The sequence below is a fragment of the uncultured Mobiluncus sp. genome (assembly GCF_947254095.1).
Lineage (GTDB): Bacteria > Actinomycetota > Actinomycetes > Actinomycetales > Actinomycetaceae > Mobiluncus.
This window is the reverse complement of record NZ_CAMYBV010000006.1, coordinates 19,860-40,646: the sequence shown is the minus strand read 5'-3', so window position 1 is coordinate 40,646 and position 20,787 is coordinate 19,860. Positions and strand designations below refer to the sequence as shown.

At 57.6% G+C, this 20,787-nt stretch carries 16 protein-coding genes and 1 tRNA gene; 11 read left to right on the top strand and 6 right to left on the bottom strand.

Going from position 1 to position 20,787, the window contains the following annotated elements; all coding sequences use genetic code 11:
* Nucleotides 1–14: 14 nt before the first annotated feature.
* From Q0X47_RS03135 to thrB, 7 genes are all read left to right on the top strand, one after another.
* On the top strand, nt 15–1,271 hold the full coding sequence (locus tag Q0X47_RS03135) for an Nramp family divalent metal transporter (RefSeq protein WP_297722807.1): 1,257 nt from the start codon (nt 15–17) through the stop codon (nt 1,269–1,271).
* A 51-nt stretch (nt 1,272–1,322) separates the two neighbouring features.
* A tRNA-Arg gene (locus tag Q0X47_RS03130) sits at nt 1,323–1,395 on the top strand.
* A 109-nt stretch (nt 1,396–1,504) separates the two neighbouring features.
* Nucleotides 1,505–3,184: an arginine--tRNA ligase gene (gene argS, locus Q0X47_RS03125; RefSeq protein WP_297722805.1), complete on the top strand. Its 1,680-nt coding sequence runs from the start codon at nt 1,505–1,507 to the stop codon at nt 3,182–3,184.
* Between the two features lie 49 nt (nt 3,185–3,233).
* Nucleotides 3,234–4,820 (top strand): diaminopimelate decarboxylase, encoded by a 1,587-nt coding sequence (gene lysA, locus Q0X47_RS03120; RefSeq protein ID WP_297722802.1) that lies wholly within the window; start codon nt 3,234–3,236, stop codon nt 4,818–4,820.
* Between the two features lie 24 nt (nt 4,821–4,844).
* Nucleotides 4,845–6,149 (top strand): homoserine dehydrogenase, encoded by a 1,305-nt coding sequence (locus Q0X47_RS03115; RefSeq protein WP_297722800.1) that lies wholly within the window; start codon nt 4,845–4,847, stop codon nt 6,147–6,149.
* Nucleotides 6,150–6,236: 87 nt separating this feature from the next.
* Nucleotides 6,237–7,376 (top strand): threonine synthase, encoded by a 1,140-nt coding sequence (thrC, locus tag Q0X47_RS03110; protein ID WP_297722798.1) that lies wholly within the window; start codon nt 6,237–6,239, stop codon nt 7,374–7,376.
* 69 nt (nt 7,377–7,445) lie between these two features.
* Nucleotides 7,446–8,351: a homoserine kinase gene (gene thrB / locus Q0X47_RS03105; protein ID WP_297722796.1), complete on the top strand. Its 906-nt coding sequence runs from the start codon at nt 7,446–7,448 to the stop codon at nt 8,349–8,351.
* 126 nt (nt 8,352–8,477) lie between these two features.
* Here thrB and Q0X47_RS03100 read toward each other — a convergent pair whose 3' ends face one another.
* From Q0X47_RS03100 to Q0X47_RS03080, 5 genes are all read right to left on the bottom strand, one after another.
* Nucleotides 8,478–9,098, bottom strand: coding sequence for a CBS and ACT domain-containing protein (locus Q0X47_RS03100; RefSeq protein WP_297722794.1), 621 nt, complete (start codon nt 9,096–9,098; stop codon nt 8,478–8,480).
* Nucleotides 9,099–9,118: 20 nt separating this feature from the next.
* Nucleotides 9,119–9,823 carry an ABC transporter ATP-binding protein gene (locus Q0X47_RS03095; RefSeq protein WP_297722792.1) on the bottom strand — a complete coding sequence of 235 codons (705 nt, stop codon included), beginning with the start codon at nt 9,821–9,823 and terminating at the stop codon, nt 9,119–9,121.
* Nucleotides 9,816–11,696, bottom strand: coding sequence for an ABC transporter permease subunit (locus tag Q0X47_RS03090; RefSeq protein WP_297722790.1), 1,881 nt, complete (start codon nt 11,694–11,696; stop codon nt 9,816–9,818). Before Q0X47_RS03090 ends, Q0X47_RS03095 begins: the two co-directional genes overlap by 8 nt.
* Before the next feature lie 3 nt (nt 11,697–11,699).
* Nucleotides 11,700–12,584 carry a branched-chain amino acid ABC transporter permease gene (locus tag Q0X47_RS03085; RefSeq protein ID WP_297722788.1) on the bottom strand — a complete coding sequence of 295 codons (885 nt, stop codon included), beginning with the start codon at nt 12,582–12,584 and terminating at the stop codon, nt 11,700–11,702.
* A 94-nt stretch (nt 12,585–12,678) separates the two neighbouring features.
* A complete protein-coding gene (locus Q0X47_RS03080; protein WP_297722786.1) occupies nt 12,679–13,869 on the bottom strand; it encodes an ABC transporter substrate-binding protein in 1,191 nt (396 codons plus the stop codon).
* A gap of 384 nt (nt 13,870–14,253) precedes the next feature.
* Between Q0X47_RS03080 and rho the strand changes: the two genes are divergently transcribed.
* The 4 genes from rho (at nt 14,254) to hpt (ending at nt 19,501) form a co-directional block, all read left to right on the top strand.
* The gene (gene rho, locus Q0X47_RS03075) at nt 14,254–15,975 is read left to right on the top strand and encodes a transcription termination factor Rho (RefSeq protein ID WP_297722785.1); all 1,722 of its coding nucleotides are present in this window, start codon (nt 14,254–14,256) and stop codon (nt 15,973–15,975) included.
* Nucleotides 15,976–16,209: 234 nt separating this feature from the next.
* Nucleotides 16,210–17,571: an NlpC/P60 family protein gene (locus Q0X47_RS03070; protein ID WP_297722783.1), complete on the top strand. Its 1,362-nt coding sequence runs from the start codon at nt 16,210–16,212 to the stop codon at nt 17,569–17,571.
* A gap of 12 nt (nt 17,572–17,583) precedes the next feature.
* Complete coding sequence (gene tilS, locus Q0X47_RS03065; protein WP_297722781.1) at nt 17,584–18,843, top strand: tRNA lysidine(34) synthetase TilS; 1,260 nt, start codon at nt 17,584–17,586, stop codon at nt 18,841–18,843.
* 103 nt (nt 18,844–18,946) lie between these two features.
* Nucleotides 18,947–19,501: a hypoxanthine phosphoribosyltransferase gene (gene hpt, locus Q0X47_RS03060; protein WP_297722779.1), complete on the top strand. Its 555-nt coding sequence runs from the start codon at nt 18,947–18,949 to the stop codon at nt 19,499–19,501.
* Between the two features lie 8 nt (nt 19,502–19,509).
* Here the strand turns inward: hpt and Q0X47_RS03055 are convergent, their stop codons facing one another.
* Nucleotides 19,510–20,769: a glycosyltransferase gene (locus Q0X47_RS03055; RefSeq protein ID WP_297722777.1), complete on the bottom strand. Its 1,260-nt coding sequence runs from the start codon at nt 20,767–20,769 to the stop codon at nt 19,510–19,512.
* Nucleotides 20,770–20,787: the final 18 nt, after the last annotated feature.

Genomic DNA, 20,787 nt, shown 5'->3' with positions numbered 1-20,787 from the left:
CGTAAGGTGTAGGTATGCCTTACCTTTCCGACGAACCGAAAACCCCTCAAAAGTCTCTGGTTGCCCTGATGGGGCCGGCTTTCGTAGCCGCTGTAGCCTACGTGGATCCGGGTAACGTTGCTGCTAATATCACTGCTGGAGCTCGCTACGGTTACGCGTTAGTGTGGGTGTTGGTGCTGGCTAACTTGATGGCCATGCTGGTGCAATATGAGAGCGCAAAATTTGGAATTGTCACCGGCCGGTCCCTGCCGCAGGTCCTGGGCGACCGTTTGCGCCGACCGGGGCGACTCGCCTTTTGGATTCAAGCCGAAATTGTGGCGGGTGCCACCGACCTGGCCGAAGTCATCGGCGGAGCCATCGCCCTCAACCTGTTGTTTGGAACTCCCTTGCTGGTGGGCGGCTTGATAATCGGTGTGGTGTCTTTAGGGCTGCTGTTTTTACAAAATACTTCCGGTCAGATTGTGTTTGAACGAGTCATCATCGCTCTGCTCCTGGTCATCACCCTGGGTTTCGTGGGCGGACTGGTGGTCGCGCCGCCCTCCTGGCAAGCTGCTGTGGCGGGACTGCGGCCTACATTCCCTAGCGCTGACTCGGTACTAGTGGCGGCCTCCATGCTCGGCGCCACCGTGATGCCACACGCGATTTACCTGCATTCTTCCCTAACAAAAGACCGTCACGGTTCGGAGCACACGGACGACCACAAGCGCAGACTCCTTCGGGCGACGAAACTGGATGTGTTCTGGGCGTTGCTGGTGGCCGGTTCGGTCAACATTGCCCTGGTACTGCTGGCTGCCGCCTCGTTGCACGGCCCCGGAACTGGACAGGAGGACACGGACACTATCGAGGGTGCTTACCACGTCATAGCCGTCGCTCTTGGTGGCGGGGTGGCTACGGTGTTTGCAGTCGGGTTGCTGGCTTCGGGATTGGCCTCCACTTCGGTGGGAGCTTATGCAGGTTCAGAGATTATGGCCGGTTTGCTGCACATTCGCGTTCCGCTACTGGCGCGGCGCGTGGTGACCTTGATACCGGGATTGGCTATCTTGGCGTTCGGTTTTGATCCCACCTGGGCGCTGGTGCTCAGCCAGGCGCTGCTGTCCCTAGGAATTCCTTTTGCGCTGCTACCTCTGGTTATCTATACATCGAAAAAGAACCTTATGGGACCGTTTGCTGATCCCAAATGGCTGCTGGCAATTAACATCGTGGTGGCAGCCTTGATTGTGGCTCTGAACCTGGGACTTTTGGTGCTGTTAGTGCTGGGCTTTGGGGGCTAAAATTTACCTTCTGGAAGCAAAGCGGTAAACTGTTGGAGCTGATTACAGTATGCCCCGGTAGCTCAGTGGATAGAGTGTTTGCCTCCGGAGCAAAAGGTCGTGGGTTCGAATCCCATCCGGGGCGCTGAATCGCGAGCGGTACGCTCACTCAATGGACATGGCGTTGTTTCCCATAATTTTCACCCGAACGAACCAATTTGAATGTACTCTCGACGAAACGTTAGGCTGGTGGGGTGACTCCTGAAGAATTAACTCAGCGCATAATTGCGCAACTTGGCACCGCAGCGGCGGAAAATAATATCGTTTTGGCAGACGGCGTTTTGGCCGAAAAGGTACGCGTGGAGCGTCCCAAGAACCGAGACCATGGGGATTGGGCGACGAACATCGCCTTGCAGCTGGGCAAATCCGTGGGTAAGAACCCACGGGAACTGGCAGAAATCTTCGCTTCCGCCATCGCTCAGATTGACGGGGTATCTTCCGCGGAAGTCGCCGGTCCGGGGTTCATCAATATCCGTCTCGAGGCCGGAGCCGCCGGTGCTTTGGTAGCTGAGATTCTGGCCTCCGGTAACGAATATGGGCGCGGTGAAAGCCTCAAAGGAATTCATATCAACCTGGAGTATGTGTCGGCCAACCCGACCGGACCACTGCACATTGGCGGCGCTCGCTGGGCCGCCGTTGGGGACTCCCTGGCGCGTCTGTACAAGTTTGGCGGGGCGAAAGTCACACGTGAGTACTACTTTAACGATCACGGTACCCAAATCGACCGCTTTGCGGTTTCTTTGCTGGCGGCGGCTCGTGGCCAGGAAACCCCCGAAGACGGCTACGGCGGGCAATATATTGCAGACATTGCGGCCAAGGTCCAAGCCGAAGCGAAAGCTGCGGGCGACCCCGATCCGGTAACTCTGGATGATGCAGCCGCCCAAGAATACTTCCGTTCTCATGGCGTCGAAATGATGTTCGATGAAATTAAAGAATCACTGCGCGGTTTCCGTACCGAATTCGATGTGTTCTTCCACGAAAATTCCCTCTATGAAACCGGGGCAGTCACCAAGGCGCTGGATTACTTGCGTGAGCGTGGCGAGGTGGCCGAAAAAGACGGCGCGACCTGGCTGCTGACAACCAAACACGGAGACGATAAAGACCGCGTGGTCATTAAGTCTGACGGCAATGCCTCCTACTTCGCCTCTGACGTGGCCTACTATCAGGACAAGCGCCGGCGCGGAGCCGATCGCACCGTATTCCTGTTTGGGGCTGACCACCACGGTTACGTTGGACGCATGATGGCAATGTGCGCCGCTTACGGCGACAAGCCGGGCGAGAATATGCAGATTATCATCGGGCAGCTGGTGAACCTGTTTAAGAACGGTGAACCGGTGCGTATGAGCAAGCGTGCCGGAGATATTGTCACGCTGGAGGACTTCGTGGAAGCCGTAGGCGTTGACGCGGCGCGTTACGCCCTGGTGCGTTCCTCGATGGATACCCAGCTGGCTATCGACCTTGATGTGTTGGCTTCGCATACCAACGAAAATCCTGTTTACTACGTTCAGTATGCGCACGCCCGCACCGCTAACGTGGCCAAGAATGCTGCTGAACACGGGGTTTCTTGCGAGGCAGGATTTGACCCCGCGGAGCTCAGCGATCCGGCGGATGCGGCGCTTATCGGCGTGCTGGCGCAATTCCCGTCGGTAGCGGCGACGGCCGCGGCCGAAAACGCCACGCACCTGGTGCCTCGCTACTTGGAGAACCTGGCGGGGGCTTACCACACTTGGTACGGCAAGCGCCGTGTCACCCCCGCTGGTGATGAGCCGGTGACGGCCGAGCACGCGGCGCTGCTGGCGCTGAACAACGCTGTTGGCCAGGTCCTGCGTAACGGTTTGGACCTGTTGGGTGTGGTTGCACCCGAACGGATGTGAGCGGCACCGTTCTTCGAGAAAGCCGCGCCACGTAAGGAAGGAACTGACGGTGGATTTGGCGGCTGATGACCCGGCACGTTTGCATCCTGGGGAGCCTGATTTGGAAAATTGGGCTGCCCCAGACCCCCAGACGAGCCCTGATTTGTGGCCCAGTGGGCTCAAGCGCGGCTCGCAGGGAGAAATGACTCTGCACGGGCGAGGCCTCAGCGAGCTGTTGAGTCAGGCTCCGCAGGCGGCAGGTCGGGGCGGACAAACCCCGATTTTTGTGCTGGACATGGCGGATTTTCGAGCCCGTCTCAAGGCTTTTCGTGAGGCTTTCACCGCAGCGTTTGGTGAGCATGAGGTGCAGGTACATTATGCCGGAAAAGCCTTCCTATGTGTGGAAATAGCCCGCTTGGCGGCTGGGGCAGGACTCGGTTTGGATACGGCTTCAGCCGGAGAAATGGCGTTGGCGCTGGCTTCGGGTTGTAAACCGAGTTTGATTGGTTTGCACGGGAACGGAAAATCCCCCGAGCTGCTGCGTCGAGCAATCGAGGCGCGCCTGGGGCGGATTATCGTTGATTCCCCCGCCGAAGTCCGGCGGATTCAGCGCATCTTGGACGATTCGGCGCCCCAAAGCCGGGTGCCGCTGATGGTGCGGATTACCACGGGAGTTCACGCCGGCGGTCACGAATTTATTGCTACCGCCCACGAAGACCAAAAGTTCGGGCTGTCCCTCACACCCGGGGCTCACGGTTTTGAACCGACTGACGCCGCCGGTTCTTCCCGCTATGCAGCATCCGCCTCCGATTCTCCGGCCCTGCGCGTGGTGCAGTCCATTTTGGCTGACGAGCGTTTGGAGCTGAGCGGTCTGCATTCTCACATCGGCTCCCAGATAGTCAATCTTGACGGTTTTTGTGCCGCGGCTCGGAAAATTCTGGAATTTCGGTCTCTGGTGAAGCAAACCACCGGTTATCTCATTCCAGAAATTGACCTGGGGGGCGGTTACGGCATCGCCTATACCTCTGCCGATAATCCCGCGCCAAGTGCCGCCGACTTCGCTGCCGGACTGTACCAAGTGATACAAAATACCTGCGATGAGTTAGAACAGCCTTTCCCGCGGGTTTCGGTGGAACCAGGACGGGCTATTGCTGGCCCCAGCACCATTACTTTGTACCGAGTGGTCAATATCAAGGATCAGCCAGTGGCCCAAGGTCGAGACGGTAACTTCCGCTATCGTCGCTACGTGTCGATAGACGGCGGGATGAGCGACAATATCCGTCCCGCTCTGTATGGCGCCAACTACACAATTGCTTTGGCCAACCGACGTTCGACGGCACCGCTGGCAGCCTGCCGCGTGGTGGGTTCCCACTGTGAATCGGGTGACATTGTGGTTAAAGACGTGGCTTTGCCAACAGACTTGACCGAGGGCGACCTGCTGGCGGTACCAGCTACAGGAGCCTATGGGTGGGCCATGAGCTCGAACTATAACTGGTTTACGCGCCCGGGAGTGCTGGGGGTCAATCAAGACAATACTGGAACGGTCATTACAAAATGGCTCTTGGAGCCGGAAACTGTCGAGGCGATGCTGGCTCATTTTGACCCAGAGTACCGCAAAATTTTAGACACTCGGTCTGCTGATACAGTGAACGTGTAAATGGACACCGAAAGGGAAACAACGATGGCGCAAAAGCAAGACGTCAAGATTGGACTGCTGGGTGCTGGCACGGTGGGGCTGCAAGTCGCGCGCATTTTGCGTGACCAACAGCAGGAACTTGCGGCTCGGGCGGGAGCGAACCTGGTGCTCAGCGGCGTTGCAGTCCGCGACACCAGCAAGGCTCGGGAGGGCTTGGACCAAAATCTGTTGACCACCGATATTGACGCGGTGATTGACTCCGCCGACCTGGTCATCGAACTAATGGGAGGCCTGGAACCGGCTCGCAGTGCCATGTTGAAAACTCTAAAAGCGGGCAAAACCGTGGTGACCGGCAACAAAGCGGTGCTCGCGCAATACGGCCCGGACCTGTACGAGGCCGCCGCTAAAACCGACGCGAACCTGTACTTTGAAGCCGCGGTGGCAGGGGCGGTTCCCGTGGTTTATGGACTGCGGGAATCCTTGACCGGGGACCGAATCAACAAAGTTCTGGGTATCGTCAACGGCACCACCAACTACATTCTCGACCAGATGACCACCCAGGGCTGGTCTTATGAACAGGCCCTGCACCAGGCTCAAGAGCTCGGCTATGCCGAGGCGGATCCCACGGCTGACGTAGGCGGTCACGATGCGGCAGCCAAGTGCGCTATCTTGGCCTCTCTGGCTTTCCACACCCGGGTGAACCTAGAAGATGTCCCGGTGAAGGGAATTACCGAGGTAAGCGCCTCGGACATTCGACAGGCTACAGAGTCCGGGTACGCGGTGAAACTGTTGGCTCGCGCCCAAAGGGTCACCGTTGATGGAGAGGAACAAATCGCCCTCGGCGTGGAACCGACCCTGGTGCCAAAGAGCCACCCACTGGCGGGCATCACCGGACCCTACAACGCCATAGTTTTGGAAACCGAGTTTGCCGGCCGGCTCATGTTTTATGGGGCGGGCGCAGGCGGAGCTCCTACTGCCTCCGCGGTACTTTCTGATGTGGTGGCAGGAGCTAACCACCTGGTCTCCGGAGGGCATGCCCCTCGCGAGAGCGTGTATGCGGACCTGCCGATTTGCGACCCGGGACGGGTGGAAACCTGCCGTCAGATACGTTTGCAGGTAGCCGACCGGATTGGGATGCTGGCGGAAATCGCCAAAATCTTTGCCGCTGGGGAAGTCTCTATCGCGTCTTTGACCCAGCCACCGACCGAGACCGCACCCGATGAAGCGACGTTGGTCATTTCGACCCATCTGGCACAGAATTCTAAGCATGATGGGATTATCGCCGCTTTGGCGAAATCACCATTAGTGCATAAAATCGCCTCAGAGATGTCCATTGAGGAAGACCAATGAGAACCTCGAATTTTTCGTGACACCGGCACAGCCGATGGCGAAAAATTGTTGAGGTTATCGGAACCGCGAATAAGGAGCAACCAAAACATGGCACAGATGTGGAGCGGTCTGCTGGAAGAATACCGGAATCGACTTCCCTTGGAACCAGGCGACCCCGTTGTGACCCTGTTTGAGGGCAATACCCCCTTGATTCGGGCGCGCCGCGTGGAACATCGTATCGGCGCTTTGAGTGAAAAAGCCGGCGTAGACACCACCGGTACCGAAGTTTATGTGAAGTTTGAGGGCGCCAACCCCACCGGTTCGTTCAAAGACCGGGGCATGACTATGGCCATGACGAAAGTGAAGGCGGCAGGCACCCGGATGGTGGCCTGCGCTTCTACCGGCAACACCTCAGCTTCCGCGGCTGCTTATTCAGTCGCGGCAGGAGTGGGATGCGCGGTCATTTTGCCAGCCGGAAAGATTGCTCTGGGCAAGCTGACTCAGGCCGTGATGCACGGAGCCAAGCTTATCGCCGTGGACGGAAACTTTGACGACTGCTTGCGAATCACCCGGGAACTGACGGAAAAGTACCCGGTAGATTTGGTCAACTCGATTAACCCCTACCGTCTGCAGGGACAAAAGACCGCCGCTTTTGAAATCTGTGACGCCTTGGGCGATGCTCCGGATATTCACTGCCTGCCGGTGGGTAACGCCGGAAATATCAGCGCCTATTGGATGGGATATAACGAGTATTTCGGACGGAAAGTTGCTTCTTCAATTGAGGATTCAGCGCTGAAATTGAAGCCGCAAACCACCAAGTTGCCTCGAATGTGGGGGATTCAAGCCACCGGAGCCGCGCCTTTCGTGGCGGGGCACCCCATCGAGAACCCCGAAACCATCGCTACTGCAATCCGGATTGGCAACCCCGCGTCTTGGGACTATGCCACCGCCGCTCGTGACGACTCCGGCGGGTTGATTACCGCTGTCAGCGACGCAGCCATTATGCAGGCCCAGTCCATTATCGCCGCGGAAGTCGGAGTGTTTTGTGAGCCGGCCAGCGCTGCCCCGATAGCGGGTCTGTTGGCGTTGGCCGAGCAGGGCAAAGTACCTGGAGGAGTGCGGATTGCCTGTACCTTGACCGGTAACGGTTTGAAAGACACCGCTACCGCGATGGAAGCGAAAGGCAACGTGACTCCGTCCGTAATCGAACCCAGCCTGCAGGCCGCAGTACGGGAACTTGGCCTGTAACAGTACCGTCCCCTCCGGGCCGGTGTTGTTACAGACTGGGCGCAAGACCACCGAACTTAAGGAATTGCCATGAATTTTGTGCGTGACGAAGTAACGGTCAGCGTGCCTGCCTCTTCGGCCAATCTGGGGCCGGGATTTGACGCTTTGGGGCTCGCCTTGGAACTGCGCGATGAAGTCAGCGTGCGGGCCACCACCGGAGCGACTCACGTCACTGTAGAAGGCGAAGGTGCCGGCAAAGTACCGGAGGATGAAACCAACATGGTCGTGCAGGCTCTGCGAGCCGGGTTGGAATCTGTGGGGGCCTCTCAGATTGGGATCGAGATGCATTGCGTGAACCGGGTTCCGCACGGCCGCGGGCTGGGTTCATCGTCCGCGGCACTTGTTTCCGGATTGGCCGCTGCCGGGGCTTTGCTGGAGCCAGGAGTCTTGGATACCGATGCTATTTTTCAACTCGCGGTCCAGATGGAAGGCCACCCTGACAACGCCGCCCCGGCAGTGTACGGGGGCGCCGTGGTGGGCTGGATGGAACCGAGTGTGGACCGGAGTACGCCGCGAGCCTATGCGCAGCATTTCGAGGTTTCCCCACAAGTGCAACTCACTGTGCTGATTCCGGAATTTGAACTCGCCACCTCCAAGGCACGCGGGCTGTTACCCGAGTCGGTTCCACATCGGGACGCGGCTTTCAACGCCGGACGCGCTGCGCTGCTGCCCCTGGCCTTGGCGAAATATCCCGAACTGCTGTTTTTCGCTACCGAGGATCGGCTGCATCAGGAATATCGCCGTGAGGGTATGCCCCAGTCTCTGGAATTAGTAGACCGACTGCGGGCTGCGGGCGCTCCCGCCGCCATCAGTGGTGCCGGGCCCACCGTGATAGTTTTCGACCATCTGGACCCTGCCACCCGCCAAGACCTCGAACACCTGGGCTGGAAACCGCGAGAATTGCCGGTGGCGCCGCAGGGAATCATCGTCAGGTAACCACGGGGAACCACCCCAGTGGCAATCCGGCCCCAGATACAGGCACCCCCGAACTTGTGAACAAGACCCTACCCCGCCAAGAAAGGCAATGACGGGGTAGGGAGATTTTTGGAGATGAACGACGCTTCAGCGTCTGAGGACGTAACGCACCTGGAATCCGGCCTTAGTGAACGCCTCTTCCAGGTCGGTGGTATTTACGGTGTTCACGCCCAAAAGCACGAAAGAACTCTCCATCCCGGTGCGGTACACCGCAATATGGGTGATGTTGGTCTCGAGTTCCCCGGTGACCCGCGCTAGGCGGCTCATCACCCCGGGCTGGTCGTCAGCTTCAATGACCAGGCGGGTTCCGGGCTCACGAGCCCCGTTAATGTCGATAAAGGCATCGAGGACGTCAGATTCGGTAATGACCCCGACGACCTTGTCCTCGTCCATGACCGGCAGAATCTCGACTTTCGAGTCGCGCATGACGATGGCGGCCTCCTCCAGCATGGCATCGGCCGAGATGGTGGGGGGATTCTTTTGCATAATCTTATAGATTTTCAGTTTGGACAACAGGTAGGCCACTTCGCCAAAAGACAGGGAAGTCGCGTCAGAGGGCAAGGCCCGGTTGATGTCCGACTGCGAAACGACGCCGCACAGTTTGCCGTCACGCAATACCGGTAGCTTCGTGATGTTGTGTGTCTGCATCAGTTCGATGGCATCGGGTACGGTGACGCCCGAATCGATGGTAAAAGGGTTGGCTGTCATTCGCCATTTCACAAACATGGTTATCCTCCTAGGTAGGCATGCTTAACTTCGTCACTAGTTAGCAACTCTGCGGCATCGCCTTGCAACACAATCTTGCCGGTTTCCATCACGTAGGCGCGTGAGGCAATCTGCAAAGCCATGTTGGCGTTTTGCTCGACTAATAAAATCGTAGTTCCCATTTCTTGAATCTTGACGATGATGTCAAAAATTTCTTGGACAAACAGCGGAGCCAAGCCCATAGACGGTTCGTCCAAGAGCAGTACTCGCGGTTTGGCCATCAGCCCGCGGCCCATAGCGAGCATCTGCTGTTCGCCGCCGCTCAAGGTCCCCGCCAGCTGATTTTTCCGGTCAGCCAAAACTGGGAACCGCTCAAAAACCATTTTCAGGTCCGCGGCGGTACCGCTCCGGTCTTTGCGCATGTAGGCACCCAAGTCGAGGTTTTCCATCACGGTCATTCCGGGGAACACCCGACGGCCCTCGGGGACGTGAACCAAGCCGTGACGTACTCGCGAACGCGGCGGGGACTTGGTGATTTCCTTGCCGTCGAGCCAAATCGAGCCTTCCAGAGGACGTTCCAGACCGGAGGAGGTACGCAGCGTCGTGGTTTTACCGGCTCCGTTGGCGCCAATCAGAGTGACGATTTCGCCTTCTTCCACGCGCAGGGAAATGCCCTTGAGAGCCTGGATGCCGCCGAAGGAAACCTTGAGGTCTTTGATCTCAAACATTTTCCACCTCCTGGCCCAGATAGGCCTCGATAACCTTCGGATTGTTACGAACTTCCTGAGGCGTGCCGGAAGCGATGACCACGCCGTGATCGAGCACGTAGAGGCGCTCACAGATGGTCATCACCAGAGACATATCGTGTTCAATGAGCAAGATGGTGAGGTGATAGCGTTGGCGCAGCATCTCAATTAACTCGGTCAGCTGGGCGGTTTCGGCCGGGTTCATTCCCGCCGCCGGCTCGTCCAGCAGCAGCAGCTGCGGGTTAGTCGCTAGGGCGCGAGCAATCTCCAGGTGGCGCTGTTCACCGTAGGACAGGTTCCGAGCGGATTCATCGGCTTTTTCAGCGAGGTCCATCATCTGCAGTAGCTGCATAGACTCTTCGTAGACGCGCTGACGCGACTTGGACCAGGACGGCAGATGGAAAAAGGACGCCAGGAGGGAATACTTTTCCCTCTGTTCCATGGCGAAAACCACGTTGTCCAACACCGTGAGGTCCTTGAACAAGCGGATATTTTGGAAAGTGCGGGCGATGCCGCAGCGAGAAATCACAAAGGGTTTCTTGCCGGCAATAGAGACGTCCTCGCCCTGCGGGTCAGGGCGGAAAGCTATGGTGCCCGAGGAGGGGGGATAGACCCCGGTCAGCAGGTTGAAAACGGTGGTTTTCCCTGCTCCGTTGGGCCCAATCAGGCCGATTAGCTCACCGGGCTGCAGATACATATCGACGTCCGTGAGTGCGGCGAGGCCACCGAAGTGTCGCGTCAGGCGGCGCACGTCCAAGATGGCGTGAGTACGTTGCTCCTCTGTCGGGGGCTCGGTGGTGGCGGGTTCTTTCCCGGTTTCGGCACTAGCCTCGGCGCGGGGTGTCTGCACGGGAGTCTTCGCAGTTGAGGGAGAAGACAGGGCACTGCCATTTTCCGGTTTATTCTCGCCGGTTGGCTTGCGGAACAACCGGCCAAAAACTTTAAAGGTCAGTTCCTTGGTGCCCAACAGACCCTGAGGACGGAACACCATGAGGATGACCAAAACCAAGGCGTAGAGAATCATCCGGATTTCAGGGAAGGGTTGGAGCAGGGTCGAGACCACCGCCAGCAAGATGGCGGCGATGATCGAGCCGGTCAGCGAACCCAAACCGCCCAAAACCACGATAACCAGGATGTTTATGGACATCATGAAGTTGAACAGGTCCGGCTTCACAAAGAAGAAGTTGCCGATGTACAGGCCGCCCCCGATGGCTCCAAAGAAAGAACCGACCACGAAAGCCAGGGTCTTAATCCGGGTGGAGTAAACGCCGAGGGATTCAGCGGCGATTTCGTCCTCGCGTACCGCGATGCAGGAGTGACCGTGACGGGAGTTCAGGAAGTTACGAATCAGCAGGATGGTGCCCGCCGTGAGGATGAACAGGATGTTCCAGTCCGTGAACTGCAGTTGGATGAACAGCCCGGCAGCCCCGCCGGAAAATTCCAGGTTCAACAGCAGTACGCGGATAATCTCGGCCAGCCCCAGGGTGGCGATAGCCAGGTAGTCGCCCTTCAGACGCAGGGTCGGCAAACCGATGAGGAAACCGATGGCGGCGGCGAAAAGTCCGCCGATGAACAGCCCTAGGAAGAAACCGCCGTAGGTAGGAATCGCGGTGACGATGAGGCCGGTGGAATAGGCTCCTACCGCCATGAATCCGGCGTGGCCCAGAGAGAATTGCCCGGTAAACCCGGTGACGAGGTTCAACGACACCGCCAGGATGATGTTCACGCAGATGGTGACCATAGTGTTAAAGATGTAAGAGTCGATGACCCCCACCGCGATGAGGGCGTATCCCAACCCCCAAAGCACCGCGAGAATGACGGCTTGTACAACGATACTTTTTATTCCAGGTTTCATGGTTCAGACCTTCTCCTGTACGTTCTTGCCGAGGATACCGGCAGGCTTAAAGATGAGCACGATAATCAGCACCATGAACACAGCTGCGTCACGGAATGTAGACAGACCCAGAGAGTTCACAATCGTCTCTAAAAAGCCGACCAGGTAGCCGCCCACCAACGCTCCTGGAATCAACCCGATACCGCCTAAAACAGCGGCCACAAAGGCTTTCAAGCCTGGCATAATGCCCATTAGCGGGGTAATCGAAGTGTAGTACAGTCCCCACAGCACCCCGGCGGCACCAGCCAAAGCGGAACCGAGGGCAAAAGTGAAGGAAATCGTGTTATCCACGCTGATTCCCATGAGTTTGGCGGCATCTTGGTCCTGACTGACCGCGCGCATGGCTTTACCTATGCGGGTTTTCTTAATGATGAACTGTAGGACAATCATCAGGACCACGGAAACCACCACGATGATGATTTGAATCATGGACAGGCTCACTCCACCGAAGCGGTAACTGGCTCCCAGCCAGCCGGTTTGGGCGGGGTAGGCGCGGGCTTCAGCCCCGACAAAGTACATCATTACGTACTCAATCAGCAGGGACATACCGATAGCGGTAATCAGCACGGCAATTCGGGTCGAGTGGCGCAGCGGCTTATAGGCCAAACGCTCAATCAGCATCCCCAGAATTGCGCAGATAATCATTGCCGCCAGCAAGGAGGTGAATGGGTCGAGGTGCAGCAGGACCATTCCGGCGAAACCGACGTAGGCCCCGACCATCAGGACGTCGCCGTGAGCGAAATTGATGAGCTGAATGATGCCGTAGACCATGGTGTATCCCAACGCGATGAGCGCATAGATACTCCCCAGCGACAGGCCGTTAATCAGCTGTTGCAGTATCAAATCCATGAGGAGTGTTCTTTCTCGAGATCCCGAGGGCGGGGGCCCCGAACCCGGTGAAGATTCAGGTCAACGGGCCGCCCCGCCCTTGGGAAACGCTCGATTACTTTAAGGCGTAGGCCTCAGCGGAGTCCTGGACACCGTCCTTCAGGGAAACCACGACCGCCGTCTTAATCGGGTCGTGGGTCTTGGGATCCATGTCGAACGAACCGGTCACGCCTTCGAAGCCTTTAGCGTTAGCCATTGCTTCGGCAATAGCCGGACCGGTCAGCTCCTTCGCTTCATCAATCGCCTTGGCCACGAAGTAAGCCGTGTCGTAACCCAGGGCGTTGAACGAGGACGGATCCTCGCCGAACTTATCCTTGTAGGTCTTGATGAAGTCTTGGAGTTTCGTGTTGGAAGTATCCAACGCCGAGTAGTGCGAGGTAAAGAACACGTTGTTCAACGCCGGAGCGCCGGCCAGTTCCAGCAGAGTGGGGGAGTCAAAGCCGTCGCCTCCCAGAATCTTGGCGTCAATGCCCAGTTCGCGGGCCTGCTTGATGATGAGGCCGACTTCCTGGTAGTAGCCGGGGATATAGAGTACATCGAAATCCTTGCCCTTGATGTTGGTCAAGGTCGCCTTGAAATCGGTGTCACCAGCCACGTAGCCTTCTTCCGCCACGACCGAACCGCCAGATTTGGTGAAGTTTTCCTTAAAGTTCTTGGCCAGGCCTTTAGCGTAGTCAGAGGAGGTGTCCCCCATAATGACCGCGGTCTTGGCTCCCAACTTTACAGCGGCGTATTGAGCCATCACGCCGCCCTGGTAGGAATCGGAGAAGCAGGTGCGGAAAGCAAATGGTTGGACCTTGCCGCCGGTGACGGTCACGTCGTCCGCGGTGGCAGATCCGGAAATAACCGGAACTTTATTCTGGTTACCAGCGGGGATAACCGCTTTGAAGGAGCCGGAGGTCGCCGGACCAATCATGGTAAGGACCTTGTCCTGGCTCATCAACTTGGTGGCCAGAGTGGTGGCTTCGGCCGGCTCTGACTTGGAATCGTATTTTACAATTTCAATCTTTTTACCTTTGACACCGCCCTTGGCGTTGATTTCATCAACCGCCATTTGGATGCCGTCAACATTTTGTTTACCGTAGGTGGCTACAGCCCCGGAAAGTTCGTAGTTCACGCCGATTTTAATCGTGTCTCCGGTGGCAGCGTTACCGCCGCCAGTGGGTCCTGAGCTGGGCTGAGTGCAGGCCGTCATGCCGACCAAGGTTAGTGCTGAAATTGCAGCAGCTGCAATTATGCGTTTCATTAGAGTGCCTTTCTTTGAATAATGAAGTTTTTCGGATGGGGAGATAAAAATCCAGTTCCGCAAAAGCATTGAATGTGAAAATAACGCATGAAGCGGCGGAAACCACTCCCTAGTGCCCCGAAGTTGCGTTGCTGCTGTAGCTTCCGTTCCTGATAGACCATTGTGTGGTCCGGGTCATGACGGGGTCACGCTCACGAAGTTGATACTCGTTTTGTTGAAACCTTAGCGCGGAGGTATGATTTTATCAACACGGCTTAGCCGCGGGTCCGTAGATATCTTCCGGGCCAAACCCGATTCGTATTCTTGAGTCGGTCTGCTTGCGAACCTTCTTAATTTGGAACGTTGCGCGAGTTTTACCCATTAACCTTTGAGATAAGGACACTTGTGAACGACAATCAACTGGCTGCTATGAAGCTTTCGGAACTGCGCGAACTGGCAAAGTCGCTGGGCATTAAAGGCATTTCGCAGGCCCGAAAACCGCAACTTATTGAAGCGATTATTGAAAAACAGAAATCTGGAGATTCCGCGCCCGCCTCCCAAAAAACTGCGACGCGGGAATCGTCTCAGGATGTGGAACGTGACGGTGAGAAAGAAACTACTTCCTCCGCGGGTCAAGCGCGTACGGCGCGTCGTCACCGTCGGGTTTCCGCTCCGGCGGGCGAACCTAGTGCGGAAGAAAATTCCGCAAACACGGCCACTCTTGACGTGAAGGCGGCGTTGGAGCACGACCTCGGGGCCGCGCCCTCGCGCCACCACCGCAGCCATGATGACACCGAGTCTGTTACCGAGAACAACCCCCAGTTGGAGGCGGTAGCTCAAGGGGCCAGCGCCCGGCGCGAACAGACTCAAGACGACCGGAGCGAACGCTATGACCGGCGCAACCGCAACGATCGCCGCGGCCGAAATCGCAACCGCAACCGTGGCCGCGACCGGGATGACAACGACAATAACAACAGCGGCGAAGAAATCAGCCCGGAAGAGTTGCTGCCTATCGCCGGTATCTTGGACGTGAAAGAGAACCACGCCTTTGTGCGGACCTCCGGATACCTGCCCGGCCCCAACGATGTCTACGTGACTTTGGGTCAAGTGCGCCGGTGGGGACTGCGTCCCGGCGACGCGATTGTGGGAGCCGTGCGCAAGCCTCGTGAAGGCGAGGAACGTCGTGTCAAGCACAACGCTTTGGTCCATCTGGAGTCCATCAACGGGCAGAGCATCGAGGAGGCTTCGCAACGAATCGAGTTTTCCAAGCTGACCCCGCTGTATCCCGATGAACAGTTGCGATTGGAGACATCTTCGAAGGTGCTGGCTCCACGGATTATTGACCTGATGGCTCCCATCGGCAAGGGTCAGCGCGGCTTGATTGTGTCTCCGCCGAAGGCCGGCAAGACCATCATCCTGCAGCAAATTGCCAACGCGATTTCCATCAACAACCCCGAAGTTCACATCATGGTGGTTCTGGTGGACGAACGCCCGGAGGAAGTCACCGATATGCAGCGCACGGTCAAGGGCGAGGTTATTGCCTCGACTTTCGATCGTCCTGCCTCGGAACACACTACGGTGGCGGAACTCGCGATTGAGCGGGCCAAGCGCCTGGTGGAGCTAGGCGGGGACGTCGTGGTGCTGCTGGATTCCATCACTCGTTTGGGGCGTGCTTACAACCTGGCTGCCCCGGCTTCGGGCCGGATTCTCTCTGGCGGCGTGGATGCGTCTGCTCTGTATCCGCCCAAGCGTTTCTTTGGCGCCGCCCGCAATGTTGAAAACGGCGGTTCCTTGACGATTATCGCCACCGCTTTGGTTGAAACTGGTTCCAAGATGGATGAGGTCATCTTTGAGGAATTCAAAGGTACCGGCAATATGGAATTGCGGCTGTCTCGCGAACTGGCCGAAAAACGTTTGTATCCGGCGGTGGATGTCAACGCTTCGGGTACTCGCCACGAGGAAGTGCTGTTCACGAAGGAGGAGCTGAGCGTGCTGTGGCGGCTACGTCGAGTGCTGGCGTCTCTGGAACTGGAACAAGCCGCCGGCGTGGTGCTCCAGAAGCTGAAAGATACCCAGACCAATGCCGAGTTCCTGATGGCAGTCGCCAAGACGACGCCTGCGGAATAGGTTTTTCACTTTTCACAAGGTTCCCCTCTCGCGTTTTGTGCGGGAGGGGAACCTTTTTTCGGTGGGGCGGTGCCGACAACCCCCGGCATTTGTCAGGACAAATGTTACTGTTGTTACCGAAGTGAAAGTTGAGGCTATTGTGAAAGAAGTGATTCTTGTCTAGAATCGTTAAATCTGTTGAAAACTGCCGATTGATGTGGTTAGAGTTAGAGAAGCTGTTAAGGGAGGCAGGCTTTGAATAACGCAGACCAGTTTGGACGATTGAAACGTCGCTTGGCGGCAATGAGTGTGGCTGTGGCTATGACGCTGGGGATGGGAGCAATTCCCTTGGCTGTGGGTGCTCCCAGCGCAAAACCAGATCGCATAGCCCAACTGGAAAGCGCTATTGCCCGCAACCGGGTGAAAGTCGATGAAGCCCAGTTAAACTATGCCCAAACGGCCGAAGATTTTGCCGAGGCTACGGATGCTCTCAATGCTGCCACTGCCAAAGCCAGCGAAAGCGCGAAAAAAGCCCAGGCGGCGAAGCGGGAAGCCGATGCGGCCAAAGCCAAGCTGGGTCGGCTGGCTGTGGCGATGTATCGCCAAAACAGCAGTGGATTGTCCGATTTGGCAGCTATTACCGAATCCGACGCCTTCCGTGACGCCGCTTTGAAAGAAGCCGCCACCGATGCTCTGGGCAATCAGGCAGACAGCCAAACTCAGGGCTTGATGGCGCTGCAAAATGTCGCCGAAGTTTTGCGTGACAAGGCCAATCGCGCCGCCAAAGCTAAGAAAGATGCTGCAGCCAGCTTGGCCACTACCGAAAAAACCGCTCGCGCCCAGGCCCAAGACGCCTTGGACGAGTTAAAGAAACTCGAATCTCAGCGGGAAAAAATCATTGTCGAGCTGGCGCGGGAACGCGAAGTGACGATTGCGGAAGAAAAAGCCCGACAGGAAAAAGTCGAGCAGGAACGCCAAGCTGCCCTGGCAGCCGCGGCGCAGCGCAAACGTCAAGAACAAGAGGCTCTGGCAGCCCAGCAGGCAGCGGCTCGGGCGGCCCAGCAAGCGGCAGACCAAAAAGCCCGTGAACAGGCCGCAAGAGCGCAGGCGGATCGCCAGGCTCGCCAGCGGGCCGCCGCGGAGCAACCGTCTGATGCGGTCTCGCCGTCTAACGCTGCACCGGTACAGCCGACAGGGCAACCCGCTCCCGCCCCTCAGCCTGCGGCGCCCCCCAGCAGGGCCGCGAGTGGGGGATACGGGCCGGCTCTGCTGGAATGGGCCAAAACAAAAACGGGCCTCCCTTACGTTTGGGGTGGAACCGGACCGAACGGTTATGACTGTTCCGGACTGGTTTACGCGGGGATGAGAGAACTCGGCAAAGGAGTACAGCGTTCCGCCGCCGCCCAATACAACGCCTATGCCAATGTTCCTTTCAGCCAAAAACAGCCGGGAGATTTGGTGTTTTGGTCCAATAACGGAACTGGTAACGGGGTCTACCACGTGGCGATTTACTCCGGCGGCAACACCATCCTGATGGCGCCTAGACCCGGTAGCTCGGTGGGCACTTTCAACTTCTATAACCAGAACAAGATTATGCCTTTCGTGGCGCGCCTCTAATAGAATGCGTCCATGAGTTCTCTGCCGCCCTTTGTTGGCCCTGAGGGTGCCGAAACGCGCCTTTGGCAGCGCGATGCCGGGGGGGCTCTAGGAGAAATTCAGCTCGCGGTGCGCCGCGTGCTGCAATCAATAGGTTCCCCGGATGATACTCTGCTGTGCCTGGCGCTTTCGGGTGGTCCTGATTCGCTGAGTCTAGCGGCGGCGCTGGTTCGCGTCGCCCTGTGTCACCCGCGCCCGTGGGACGTGAGTTGCCTCACGGTAGACCACGGCTGGCGACCCGAATCCGCCGCAGAATCGCAAGCTGCCGTCCAGTGCGCTCGCGATCTGGGGTTTTCTTCGGCGATGGTGTTGCGGGGCGAAAGCGGCGGGGGCGCAAACGGGCCGGAGGGAGAGGCTCGCCTGTTGCGCTGGGGATTGCTGGCACGAGCCGCCTTCGCCGAGGCCAAAGCCCAGGGGAAGGCGCGCGCGGTTATTCTCACCGGGCATACGCTGGATGACCAGGCCGAAACCGTCTTGTTACGTTTGGCGCGGGGATCTTCGCTACGTTCCATTGCGGCCATGAGAGAGTTTGAGTCCTTGGATTGCCAAACCGGCCTACCCTTACGTTTTGCCTGGAGAGAGGAGGATTCCGGTGCTGATGCCGCGGTGGATTTGAGCCTAGCGCGTCCATTGCTGGGAATCCGGCGGGAACTCACCCAAGCCGCTTGTGAGCAGGCCGGGCTCGTAGCCGTCAACGATCCGAGCAACCGGATGGAAGGCCCCGTGAAAACTGCCGCTGGCCAGCCGTTACCTCGTGCTGCCATCCGCGAACAGGTTATGCCCGCTCTCGCGTCCGCGCTCGGTCAAGACCCCGCTCCCGCTTTGGCACGTCTGGCTGGTCAGGCCGCCGCGGATGACACCATACTGGAAATGCTCGCGGGAGAGGTCTTTTGGGAAGTGCTGAGCGACGAGCCCGGCGATGGGGAACCGGGGGACAGTGTGAAACTAGACCTCACGGTCATTGAGGGATACAAATCCCACGACCTAATCCGCTATTCCGCCCCGGTCCTGCGCCGGGTGGTACGCCGAGCGAGCCTGTTAGCGGGGGCGAGGGTGGATTCCCTCACTGCAGCCCACCTGCGTGGCGTAGTGGGCCTGATTCATGACTGGCATGGACAAGGTTCCCTCGCCTTGCCCGGGGTTACCGTGACCCGCCGGGGGAACTTCTTGGAATTTGTCGGCCGTTCTAGCGACTGCTCTGACGGCTCCTCCCCAGAAAGCCGTTCGGATTAACCGAAAAAATGACAATTTAGGCAATGTCGGGGGAGGGCCTAAAATAGACACAGACCTGCGGGAAAACTTTTAGAATGGACCTGCAACTTGAGGGAGGCATCTGATGGACGCTGCAGACATGGGCGCAGACATGGAACGGGTCTTATTGACCGAGGAACAGATTCAAACCAGGCTCGCCCAGATGGCGGCCGTCATTGACAAAGACTACGCGGGCCATGAAATCCTGCTGGTGGGGGTGCTGCGCGGGGCGGTCATGGTGATGGCAGACTTGGCGCGGAAACTGCACTCGCATATACAGATGGACTGGATGGCGGTGTCCTCCTACGGTTCCGGGACGAAATCTTCCGGGGTGGTGCGGATTTTGAAGGATCTGGACACCGATATTAAAGATCGGCACGTCTTAATCGTGGAGGACATCATCGATTCCGGCTTGACCCTGTCTTGGCTGGAGGCAAACCTGCGCACTCGGGGGTGTGCCTCGCTGAATATTGCGACTTTGTTGCGTAAACCCGATGCCGCCAAAGCGGTAGTCAATCCGCGCTACGTCGGTTTCGATATCCCCAACGAATTCGTGGTCGGATACGGCCTGGATTATGCCGAACACTACCGCAACCTGCCGTTTATCGGGCTTTTAGCGCCCCACGTTTACGAAAAGTAGTCGCGCGGCTATTCCTGGGGGAATACGTAGTCGGGATCGATGGCGTCCAGATGCTGGCGCACTTTCGCGTTTTCTTCCTGGGCAGAGCGGTACAGGGCTTCGTAGTTGTCCAGAGTTTTTTCAAAGTCGTGGGGTTTGGCTATATCTAGGCTCATCTTGCCCATAAACTTGCGTTTTTGCTCATTCAAAGCCAGGTCTTCCAGGTAATCGGAGAGAGCCTCGACATCTCCGGGCTGGAACAGGTAGCCGTTGACACCGGGACTCACCAAGTGCGGCAGCCCTACCGCATTAGCCAAGATTACCGGAATCCCCGAACTCAGTGCCTCCAAAGTCGCCAAAGACTGCAGTTCCCCAGTGGAGGCATTGACAAAAATATCGCTGCGTGCATACATCTCAATGAGGGCATCGTCGTCCAGGTAACCATGGAAAGTAACCCGGTCTATGACCCGTAGTTCCGCAGCTTTCCGCCGCAAATCTTCCTTTTTCGTGCCAGTTCCCACAATGTCAAAGTGCAGTTTGGTGGAGGGCTGCAGCAGGGCCAAAGCGGTGATGATGTCGTCCACGTGTTTCTGTTTTTCTAGGCGTCCCACGTACAGAAGGTGGGGGATTGGGTCTTTTTCAGCCTTTTGAGCGGCAGCTTGGTACACAGGCAGATTCACCCCGTTGCTGATGGAGATGCCACCGCCCAGATGTGCGTGTTCTTTCATGACCGCGATAGCGGCAGGGCTGGGAGCGACCAGGCGATCAGCTCGTTGAAACACATTTGCCAGGTCCCACCAGGCCATATCCGCCAGCAGCTTGCCGATGAACTTTGGTACGCAGCAAGAGATGCGGTCAAGAAGGTTTTCCGGGGTGAAGTGGTTTGTCACGACCAACGGCAGCCCCAATTCGTTGGCGTATTTGCACACAACCCGGCCCACACTGAGGTGGGATTGCACGTGTACTACATCGGGGTTTATACCCTGCAGAATCCGGCGCACGGTGCTGTTAATTTCCCAAGGCACGCTCAGCGTGAGACCCCGGAGATAGGCAAATTCGTGGGAGCGCATCCGATGCTCGGAAATACCCGCAACGTTGGTGATATACGGTCGGGAAACCGGGGAAGGAGCGATTATGTGAACGCTGTGACCCCGAGCACGCAGCCCGCGAGCTAAGTTCTGAGAAAAAATCGCATTCCCACTCACGTCTGGGGGATAAGAATCAGCCGCGATAACAATCTTCATGATGCTCTCTTTATAGTTGGCGTAAAACTGGGGGAATGCATCCATTTTATAGCTGTTTGGTAG

Coding starts and splice junctions, on each gene's coding strand:
- Q0X47_RS03090 (WP_297722790.1), bottom strand. CDS start 11,696: ATGAAACCTGGAATAAAAAGTATCGTTGTACAAGCCGTCATTCTCGCG.
- Q0X47_RS03115 (WP_297722800.1), top strand. CDS start 4,845: ATGGCGCAAAAGCAAGACGTCAAGATTGGACTGCTGGGTGCTGGCACG.
- Q0X47_RS03055 (WP_297722777.1), bottom strand. CDS start 20,769: ATGGATGCATTCCCCCAGTTTTACGCCAACTATAAAGAGAGCATCATG.
- Q0X47_RS03135 (WP_297722807.1), top strand. CDS start 15: ATGCCTTACCTTTCCGACGAACCGAAAACCCCTCAAAAGTCTCTGGTT.
- Q0X47_RS03100 (WP_297722794.1), bottom strand. CDS start 9,098: ATGACAGCCAACCCTTTTACCATCGATTCGGGCGTCACCGTACCCGAT.
- Q0X47_RS03095 (WP_297722792.1), bottom strand. CDS start 9,823: ATGTTTGAGATCAAAGACCTCAAGGTTTCCTTCGGCGGCATCCAGGCT.
- Q0X47_RS03085 (WP_297722788.1), bottom strand. CDS start 12,584: ATGGATTTGATACTGCAACAGCTGATTAACGGCCTGTCGCTGGGGAGT.
- thrC (WP_297722798.1), top strand. CDS start 6,237: ATGGCACAGATGTGGAGCGGTCTGCTGGAAGAATACCGGAATCGACTT.
- Q0X47_RS03080 (WP_297722786.1), bottom strand. CDS start 13,869: ATGAAACGCATAATTGCAGCTGCTGCAATTTCAGCACTAACCTTGGTC.
- hpt (WP_297722779.1), top strand. CDS start 18,947: ATGGACGCTGCAGACATGGGCGCAGACATGGAACGGGTCTTATTGACC.
- tilS (WP_297722781.1), top strand. CDS start 17,584: ATGAGTTCTCTGCCGCCCTTTGTTGGCCCTGAGGGTGCCGAAACGCGC.
- thrB (WP_297722796.1), top strand. CDS start 7,446: ATGAATTTTGTGCGTGACGAAGTAACGGTCAGCGTGCCTGCCTCTTCG.